Consider the following 9,575-nt stretch of genomic DNA (forward strand, 5'->3'; position numbering starts at 1 on the left):
TTCACCGGATTCGGCCCGTATCTCCGGTATGCGGGCCGTCTGCCATGGGGCGGGCGGCCCTTTTCTTTCAAGGGAGGAAGGAGCCCTATGAGGAAGATCGTTGCGACGGTGGCGGTGTTTCTGCTGGCAGGCGCATGCGTCGTCGGCGCAGTGGCTCTCGCGAGGCCCGATGCGCTGAGCGTGCGGCCCGTCACAGCCGAGTCGCCCTGTCCCGTGGCAGGGTGCGCCTCGGGGGCGTGCCACGGCTTCGACGATGTGCCCGAGCCCGACGGCGTGCACGAGATGACCTGTCCGGAGGCCTCGTGCGCATCGGTGGAATGCCATGGCTGGGAGTCGCTCTCGTCGCGCTATCACCAGGCATCGGATGCGAGTCTGAACCTGTGGATTCTCATGCCGGTGGCCCTTGTGGTGGCGCTTATCGGCATCGTGGGAAAGGTGGGCAGGTCATGAGAATGCTCATTGTGGATGCCCTGGCGCTGGCCCTGTACCTCGTGGTGTCGTTGCCGGCGCTGACGGGGATCGGGCTGCACGAGTGGCTGGGACTCGGCGTGGGGCTCGCCCTGCTCGTCCACAGCGCCCAGCACATCGATTTCGTCGGGCGCCTCCTGTCCGGCCGCCGATCCCTGCGCGCCATGGGTCGCGTCCTGCTGGATGCAGCGCTCGTGGTCGCCGTGGTGGTTGCGGTGCTCTCGGGCCTCATGGAGTCGGGCGCGGTGCTGCCGGCGCTCGGCCTGTATGCCGAGGGGTACTACTTCTGGGGGCCGCTGCACGCCGCCTCCGCCAAGGTGCTCCTCGCCCTTCTGGTGGTGCACGGGGCGCTCAACATCGGCACGCTGCGCCGCCTTGTCCAGCGCGCCCGCGCAGGGGAGGGGGATTAGGGGGCTGGCTCCCCCTCGGCGGGGCAGGTGCGGAGCAAAGCGCCCCGGGCGGTTCGCGGAGAGCCGTCCGGGGCGCTTGGGCTTTCGGGCAGTGGGGCGTCCAGCGGCCGACGACGCTACTCGGCGGCCTTCACGTCGTCGGTGGTCAGGGCGCCTTCGAGCAGTCCCTCGTAGTCCTGGGGACTGCGGGCGTTGGTGGCGGCGCCCAGTTCGGTGTCGCTGGCCTGGGGCTCGGGGATCTCAATATCGGTCTCGGCCGGATCGAGGCCCGCGTCCACACGGCGCATCATGTCCTGCCACTCCTTGTATTGGGTGCCCACGTAGCTGATGCCGTCCTGGTTCAGGGTGTAGCTGGGGCAGGCCGCCGAGTACATGGTCATACCCTTGTCCTTGAAGGTGAGGGCCAGATTCACCAGGTCGCTCACAGAGTAGTCGGTGGTCACGCACCGGGCGAGGGATTCCACCATGCCGGGAATCTCGGTGGGGGAGGCGTCGAGCACCTTCTTCACGATGGCCTCGATGATCATGCGCTGGGCCTGGGCGCGGGAGAAGTCGCCGCCGGAGACCGCATGGCGCTCGCGGGCGAAGGCCAGGGCCTCGTCGCCGTTCAGGGTCTGTTCGCCGGCCTCTATGGTCAGCCCGCTCGTGTCGGAATAGAAGCCCTCGGGCACGTTCACCTCGATGCCACCCAGCTCGTTCACCACATCCTTCAGCTCCTCGAAGTGCACCTCCACGTAGTGGGTAATGGGCACACCGGCGAAGGTGGACAGCGTTTTCACCGCCTCGGAGGGGCCCCCGAAGGCGTAGGCGGCGTTGATTTTCTGGGTGCCGTGGCCCTCGATCTCGATCATGGTGTCGCGGGGCACCGACACGAGGTCCACCACGCCCGTGTTCGGATCGATGCGGGCGAGCATGGTCACGTCCGAGCGGCTGGCGGTCTCGCCCTTGCGCGCATCGCTGCCGAAAATGCCCACATAGTAAGAGCCGTCCGTGGCCTTCGGGGCTGCCAGCTGCTCCTTCAACTCCATCTTCTCGGTCTCGTCCATGGATTGGATAGTGCTGTTGATGCCGTTCAGGTAGAGGGCCGCCGCGGTGCCGGCACCGATGAGCACCACGGCCAGGGCTCCCACGATGCCCAGGGCGATTTTCTTGCCGCGGCTCTTCTTGCGGGCCGCCTTGGCCCGGGCCAGGCTGTCGCTGGCCGCGAAGCTGCGGGAATGGCTTTCGGGGGCCACGGGGCTCGGGGTGGCGGAAAAGCCGGTGCCGTCGAAGGCTGATCGGGTCCGGCTGCGGCCGGCGCTGCTCCCATAGCCGCTGGAAGAGGAGCGGCTGTAGGCGGAGAGGTCGGCGGAATGGGCCCCACGCCGGCGGTTGCCGGTGGGCAGCGGGGCGGAGTGTTTTCCAGGTCTATGTGCCATAGGGTTCGGCGCCGCGCGCCTGCCTCCTTACTGGGCCGTAAAGGTTGAGTGCGATACTTCAAGATACCAGGAAAGCGGCCTTCGCGGGCTCTTTTTGACGGAATCCCTATCTTGCTGAACGAAACGCAAGGGCGCCGCAGAGGGAAAACAGGGTTCCTTTGCGGGTGTTTAGACGTTGCGTCAAGGCGCTTCAGTCGGTACAATGCCCGTTAATGGACACACTGTTCATTATTGTTCATCCTGTTGAAATGAGGGAACGTGGGTACTGCCGCACTGGAAATGCTGCCCGCCGAATCGCTGGCTCCGCCCGCTCCGGGCGAGGATCGGCGCATCACCCGCTCGAAGCGGGCCCTGCGCGGGGCGCTTATCGCGCTCATCGAGGAGCGGGGACTGGACGCCATCACGGTGAACGACCTGTGCGAGCGGGCCGATCTGAACCGGGGTACCTTCTACAACCATTTCCACGATAAGGAAAACCTGCTGACCGCGCTGGAGAACGAAGTGCTGGCCGAAGTTGCCCTGCTGCAGGCCCGGATGCAGAGCGTCACCCTTGGCGACATGCTGGCCTTCCGGGTGGCCGGTCGCCCGGTGCCGGTGCTCGTGGACCTGTTCGAGTACCTGCGCGGGGAAAGCGATTTTTTGCGGGCGGTGCTCGGCTCCGGGGGCGATGTGCGCTTCGGGCCGCGGCTGCGCGAGGCGGTGTGCGAGAACCTCGTGCAGAACATCTTGCACGAGAAGTACCGCACGAACCCCACCCCCTTCGTGTGCTACTACGTGGCCTTCTACGCCTCGGCCTACTTGGGAATCATCGCCCGATGGGTCGAGAACGGCTGCCCTGAGACTCCCGAGGAAATGGCCCGCATCGCCATGCGCCTTCTATTCATCACGCCCGGCGAGCCTATCGAGCTGTAGGCCCCAGAAGCGAGGAAACTTCCATGAAAAAGAGCAAGTACACCGAGATCATCACCGAGGCCTCCACGTCCGAGAAGGCGCCCGCCGGCGCCGCCGCAGAGCCCGCGCCGGGCTGCGCCTCCTGCGCCCCGCGCGTGACGACGGCAGAAGAGGCCCGGGCCAATGCCGCCGAGGCCAGCGCCGCCGCCCCCGCCGCGGCCGAGGCGTGCCCCTACCATATCGGCATCGACGTGGGCTCCACCACGGTGAAGCTCGCGGTGCTGGACAACGACCACAACATCCTCTGGGCGGTGTACCGCCGCCACCACGCCGATGTGCGCGCCACCATCATCGAGGTGCTGCGCGAGGCGGCCGAGGCGTACCCTGCCGAGGCCATGACCATCGCCATCACCGGCTCGGGCGGCCTGCTGTTGTCCCAATGGCTGGGCGTCGCCTTCGTCCAGGAGGTCATCGCGTCCAAGACGGCCGTGGAGACCTTCATCCCCGCCACGGACGTGGCCATCGAGCTGGGCGGCGAGGACGCGAAGATCATCTACTTCGACCACGGTATCGAGCAGCGCATGAACGGCACCTGCGCCGGCGGCACCGGGGCCTTCATCGACCAGATGGCGGCGCTTCTGAACACCGACGCCGGCGGCCTCAACGAGCTGGCGGCCGACCACAGCACCATCTACCCCATCGCCAGCCGCTGCGGCGTGTTCGCCAAGACCGACGTGCAGCCGCTTTTGAACGAGGGGGCCCGGCGCGAGGACATCGCCGCCTCCATCTTCCAGTCGGTGGTCACCCAGACCATCTCGGGCCTCGCCTGCGGGCGGCCCATCCGCGGCAACGTGGCCTTCCTGGGCGGTCCTTTGCAGTACCTGCCCGAGCTGCGCAAGCGCTTCTACGAGACGCTGGAGCTGACCGATGAGGCCATCATCGTGCCCGAGAACGCCCACCTGTTCGTGGCCGCGGGCTGCGCCATCGCCGGGGTGGGCGAGGGGGCCGCCCCCGAGAAGCTCGCGGATGTGCTCGTGCGCCTGGAAGGGCTCGGCGACATGCAGGGCTCCGAAGTGGTGCGCCTGGCCCCGCTGTTCTCCAACGACGAGGAGCTCGCCGAGTTTCGCGCCCGCCACGATGGCGAGCGCGTGCGCCGCGCGTCGCTTGCGGACTACCGCGGCGTGGCCTTCCTCGGCATCGATGCCGGCTCCACCACCTTCAAGGCGGCGCTCATCGGCGAGGACGGGGCGCTGCTCTGGTCCACCTACGCCTCTAACAAGGGCGATGTGCTCGGGTGCGCCAAGGCCGCCGTGGCCGAGCTGTACCAGGCGCTGCCCAGCGATCCTGCCACGGGTGCGCCGCTTGTGACCATCGGCCACGCCACGGTGACCGGCTACGGCGAGGGGCTTCTGCTGGAGGCCCTGCGGGTCGATTCCGGCGAGATCGAGACCGTGGCCCATCTGCGCGGCGCCCAGGAGATGCTGCCTGGGGTGGAGTTCATCCTGGATATCGGCGGCCAGGATATGAAGTGCCTGCGCGTGAAGGACGGCGTCATCGACCACATCATGCTGAACGAGGCCTGCTCCTCGGGCTGCGGCAGCTTCATCGAGTCCTTCGCGAGCGGTTTGAACCTGGACGTGGCCGAGTTCGCCGCCACGGCCATTTCCGCCGAGAACCCCGTGGATCTGGGCAGCCGCTGCACCGTGTTCATGAACTCCCGCGTGAAGCAGGCCCAGAAGGAGGGGGCCACCGTGGGCGACATCGCCGCGGGCCTGGCCATCTCCGTCATCAAGAACGCCCTGTTCAAGGTCATCAAGATTCGCGACCCGCACGATGTGGGCACCCAGGTCATCGTCCAGGGCGGCACCTTCTTGAACGACGCGGTGCTGCGGGCCTTCGAGCAGCTGTCGGAAGTGAACGCCGTGCGCCCCGACATCGCCGGCAACATGGGTGCCTTCGGCGCGGCGCTTCTGGCTCGCGACCGCTACGAGGACAAGCGCCGCCACACCGAGGGCGTGCCCCTGTCGCCGGATGTGGGCCCGAAGGTGTTCACGAGCGGGCTGTTGTCCCTTGCCGAGATCGAGGCCCTGGCCCCCACCCATAAGACCGTGCGCTGCAAGGGCTGCTCCAACGCCTGCCTGCTCACGGTGAACGACTTCGGCCGCGATCCGGCCACGGGCGTCCGCCGGCGCTTCATCACCGGCAACCGCTGCGAGAAGGGCGAGAGCCTGGGCACCGGCACCGAGAAGTCCGACGTGCCGAATCTCTTCGAGTGGAAGTCCCGGCGGCTCTTCGACGCCTACGAGCCCATCCCCGCAGAAGACGCCTGCGGCACCGTGGGCATCCCGCGGGCCCTCAACCTGTACGAGAACTACCCCTTCTGGTTCACGTTCTTCACGAAGCTCGGCTACCGGGTGGTGCTGTCCGACCCCTCTACGAAGAAGACCTACGAGGCTGGCATCGAGTCTATGCCGTCGGAGTCGGTGTGCTATCCGGCGAAGCTCTCCCACGGCCATATCATGAACCTGCTGGCCAAGGAAGGCGACGACGCTGTGGACTTCATCTGGATGCCCTGCTCCAAGTGGGAGCGCCAGGAGGACGAGACGGCGGGCAACCATTTCAACTGCCCCATCGTGGCCAGCTACCCCGAGGCGCTGCGCCTGAACATCGACGAGCTGCAGGACGCGCCCGCGGCCTTCGTCGCCCCCTGGCTGCCCTACCACGACAAGGACAAGCTGAAAGAGCGCTTGTACGCCGAGCTGACCGGCACCTTCCGCGATGAGGTGGGGGCCCACGAGTTCCCCATCACCCAGAAGCAGATCGATGACGCCGTGGACGCTGCCTGGGCCGAGGACGAGGCCTTCAAACGCGACATCCGGCGCAAGGGCGTGGAAACCCTGGCCTGGATGGAGGAGACCGGTACCCGCGGCATCGTGCTGGCGGGTCGCCCCTACCACCAGGATCCGGAGATCAACCACGCTATCCCCGAGCTGCTCACGAGCTTCGGCCTGGCCGTGCTCACGGAAGATTCCGTGGCGCATCTGGGCCAGCTGGAGCGTCCCATCCGCGTGGTGGACCAGTGGATGTACCACACGCGCCTCTATGCGGCGGCCAAGGTGGTCACCCAGCGCAAGGATCTGGACCTCATCCAGCTGAACTCCTTCGGCTGCGGCCTGGACGCCCTTACCACCGACCAGGTGCAGGAGGTGCTGGAGGCGGCCGGCAAGGTGTACACGGTGCTGAAGATCGACGAGGTGTCGAACTTGGGCGCCGCCCGCATCCGCGTGCGCAGCCTGCTCGCAGCTTTGAAGGACCAGGCCGACCGCGAGGCCGAGGCCGCGGCCGACGCGGCCGCCGAGAAGCGGGGCTGCCCCGCGGCCTGTATCGATTTGAACAACCTCGACAAGCTCGTGCCGGCGTCGTTCACCGAGAAGGCCGACGGCGTGGTGGCCGCCGCCGAGGTGGAGCAGCGCGAGGGCGCCTCCACCGAGTTTGAGCGCGTGCAGTTCACCGAGGAAATGCGCGACGCGGGCTACACCATCTTAGCGCCCCAAATGGCCCCCTACCATTTCGAGCTTTTGGTGCCCATCTTCAAGCGTGCCGGCTACAACGCGGTGTTGCTGCCCTCGGTGGACCACGGCGCGGTGGACGCGGGCCTGAAGTACGTGAACAACGACATCTGCTACCCGTCCATCCTGGTCACGGGCCAGATCATGGAAGCGGTGCTGTCGGGCAAGTACGACACCGACAAGCTGGCCGTGCTCATCACCCAGACCGGCGGCGGCTGCCGCGCCACCAACTACATCTCGCTCATCCGCAAGGCGCTGAAATCGGTGGGCCTCGGGCATATCCCGGTCATCGCCATCTCGTTCAAGGACTTAGGCGAGGAGAACCCCGGCTTCAAGATCACGCCGAAGATGCTCTACCAGGCCATCTACGCGCTGCAGTACGGCGACTTGCTCATGATGTGCCTGTACCGCACGCGCCCCTACGAGGTGGAGCCCGGCAGCGCCAACCGCTTGTTCGACTATTGGATGGACGCCTGCAAGCACCAGCTTCAGCGCGGCGTGCGCCAGTCAGAGTTCCGCCGCACGGTGCGCCGTATCGTGGAGGATTTCGACACCCTGCCGCTGGCCGGCGAGGGCACCAAGCCCCGCGTGGGCGTGGTGGGGGAGATCCTCGTGAAGTTCCATCCCACGGCCAACAACCAGATCGTGGACGTCATCGAGCGCGAGGGCTGCGAGGCCGTGGTGCCCGGGCTCATCGAGTTCTTCCTGTTCGGCATCGCCGGCGGCATCTTCCAGCAGCCCATCGGCAAGTCGAAGAAGAGCGCGCTGGGCAGCCGCATCGGCCTGGCCGCGGTGAAGAAGCTGCGCAAGCCGGTGAACGATGCCCTGGAGAAGAGCGCCCGCTTCCATCCGCCGGCGGACATCTACGAGCTGGCCGAGTACGCCGAGGAGATTCTGTCTCTGTGCAACTCCATGGGCGAGGGGTGGCTGCTCACCGCCGAGATGGTGGAGCTCATCCGCAGCGGCTGTCCGAACGTGGTGTGCACCCAGCCCTTCGCGTGCCTGCCGAACCATGTGGTGGGCAAGGCCACCATCAAGGAGCTGCGCCGCCGCTACCCCGAGAGCAACATCGTGGCCGTGGACTACGACCCCGGCGCAAGTGAGGTGAACCAGCTGAACCGCATCAAGCTCATGATCGCCGTGGCCAAGGCGAACTTGGCCGAGAAGGAGGCCGAGGCCCGCGCCGCCCGCGATGCGGCCCGCGACGGTGTGCCGGAGGATCCCGAGCCTGTGGCCGAGGCCGTGGAGGTGGAGACCACCGAGGTGGCGCGGTAGTGGCTGGTTTTTCGCGGAGATGGGGCTGCAGGGCGTTTCGATCCGTGTGAGCCCCGCCCTTGGTTCAAATTCGCTCGATGGGCGCAGCATCCTTTCGATGCTGCGCCCATTCTGCAGATTGAGACTCTCGCTGAGTGATGCTATAATCCGTAGAGTTATACGGATTAAAAGTAGCTTTAAGTGCGTATAAGGAGCAGAATCATGGTCGTTGTGGCTGATGGAAAACTTACTTTTAGCCGCGAGCAGGTAATCAGCTCGACTCAGGCTTCGAAAAACTTCGGCGAATGCCGACGTCGCGCAAGGCGGGAACCCCTTTTTGTCACCGATCGCAATGCGAGCATTGAAACGGTTATTGTCGACTACGATGAGTTCGAAGCTATGGCTGTGGAACTCGAGCGGTTAAGGCACGAGAGGCTGTATGCAACGGCGGCCGAGCGCTTGGCCGAAGCGGACGCGCATCCTCGTGACGCGCTGATTACCTTCGAGGAAATGCTGGGTGAAGATGGCTACCGGTCGTTTCTCGAAATCGACCCCGATGACATGCCTGATGAGGAGCTCTTTGCATGAGCGTATACGAGCTTGTCTTTACGCGTGGTGCGCAGAGTGAGTATGCGGCGCTTGACGGATCGGTTCGGAATATGGTCGACAAGGGACTGGCGCGGCTGCGTGTTCGGCCCGATGAGATAGGGAAACAGCTGTCTGGTCCGCTTGCTTCCTGCCGTGAGCTCAAGTTCCGGGCTGACGGCCTTCGCGTGATCTACCGTATTCGCAACGGCCAGGTGTGCATTGTGGACATTCTTGCCATCGGCCAGCGGGATCGCGGTAAGGTTTTTACCGATGCCCAGCGGCGTCTTTGAGGACGCAGGTTGTCGGATAGCGCGGAGCAGTCGCAGGGAGAAACCATGAATGCCAGCATTGCGGGAAAACTTATCATCGTGCCGACCCCCATTGGGAACTTGGGGGATATGACGCTGCGCTCACTCGAGGCGTTGCGCACGGCCGATATGGTGTGCGCGGAAGACACCCGGGTGACGGGGAAGCTGCTGGCACACTTCGATATCCGCAAGCCGTTGGAACGGCTCGACGAGGCGATGATCGGCGCGAAGGCGGCGTCCGTGATGGAGCGCGTGGCGGCGGGGGAGGTGGTAGCCTACTGCTCGGACGCCGGGATGCCCGGGGTGTCGGACCCGGGGCTGCGCCTGGTGGCCGCGGCCCATGAGGCCGGTGTGCCCGTGGAGGTGCTGCCGGGGGCTTCGGCGGCAGCCTGCGCCTACGTGGCCTCGGGCACGGTGTGCCCCCGCTTCTACTTCGGCGGCTTCTTCCCGCGCAAGGCGGGTGAGCAGCGCACGGTGTTGGAAGATCTGCGCGGGCTGGATGCGGCGCTCGTGTTCTACGAGAGCCCGAACCGCCTGGTGACGGCGCTTGCCGCTATTGCTGAGGTGTTGCCGTGGCGCGAGGTGGCCGTCTGCCGCGAGCTCACGAAGTTGCACGAGGAGGTGGCCCGCGGCACGGCGGTGGAACTGCGCGCGTTGTTTGGGGCCCGG

8 protein-coding genes are annotated in these 9,575 nt (G+C 66.1%); 7 read left to right on the forward strand and 1 reads right to left on the reverse strand.

Features of this window, described 5'->3' with window-relative positions:
• Window positions 1-87: 87 nt before the first annotated feature.
• Both ACTOXK_RS10350 and ACTOXK_RS10355 read left to right on the forward strand, forming a co-directional pair.
• Entirely contained in the window at window positions 88-450 is a 363-nt protein-coding gene (locus ACTOXK_RS10350; protein WP_016310661.1) for a hypothetical protein, read from the forward strand.
• Entirely contained in the window at window positions 447-878 is a 432-nt protein-coding gene (locus ACTOXK_RS10355; RefSeq protein ID WP_482276752.1) for a DUF4405 domain-containing protein, read from the forward strand. Before ACTOXK_RS10350 ends, ACTOXK_RS10355 begins: the two co-directional genes overlap by 4 nt.
• Before the next feature lie 116 nt (window positions 879-994).
• Here the strand turns inward: ACTOXK_RS10355 and ACTOXK_RS10360 are convergent, their stop codons facing one another.
• Window positions 995-2,296 (reverse strand): LCP family protein, encoded by a 1,302-nt coding sequence (locus ACTOXK_RS10360; protein ID WP_289636284.1) that lies wholly within the window; start codon window positions 2,294-2,296, stop codon window positions 995-997.
• A 279-nt stretch (window positions 2,297-2,575) separates the two neighbouring features.
• Between ACTOXK_RS10360 and ACTOXK_RS10365 the strand changes: the two genes are divergently transcribed.
• The 5 genes from ACTOXK_RS10365 to rsmI all read left to right on the forward strand — a co-directional run.
• Window positions 2,576-3,208, forward strand: a complete 633-nt coding sequence (locus ACTOXK_RS10365; protein WP_051190942.1) for a TetR/AcrR family transcriptional regulator — start codon at window positions 2,576-2,578, stop codon at window positions 3,206-3,208.
• 23 nt (window positions 3,209-3,231) lie between these two features.
• Window positions 3,232-8,031 carry an acyl-CoA dehydratase activase-related protein gene (locus ACTOXK_RS10370; RefSeq protein ID WP_482279258.1) on the forward strand — a complete coding sequence of 1,600 codons (4,800 nt, stop codon included), beginning with the start codon at window positions 3,232-3,234 and terminating at the stop codon, window positions 8,029-8,031.
• Between the two features lie 201 nt (window positions 8,032-8,232).
• Window positions 8,233-8,598, forward strand: a complete 366-nt coding sequence (locus ACTOXK_RS10375) for a type II toxin-antitoxin system Phd/YefM family antitoxin (protein ID WP_016310665.1) — start codon at window positions 8,233-8,235, stop codon at window positions 8,596-8,598.
• Entirely contained in the window at window positions 8,595-8,888 is a 294-nt protein-coding gene (locus tag ACTOXK_RS10380; RefSeq protein ID WP_016310666.1) for a type II toxin-antitoxin system RelE family toxin, read from the forward strand. Before ACTOXK_RS10375 ends, ACTOXK_RS10380 begins: the two co-directional genes overlap by 4 nt.
• A 57-nt stretch (window positions 8,889-8,945) precedes the next feature.
• A partial coding sequence (rsmI, locus tag ACTOXK_RS10385) for a 16S rRNA (cytidine(1402)-2'-O)-methyltransferase (RefSeq protein ID WP_482279925.1) occupies window positions 8,946-9,575 on the forward strand: 630 nt, incomplete at its 3' end.

The organism is Adlercreutzia sp. (assembly GCF_056795635.1).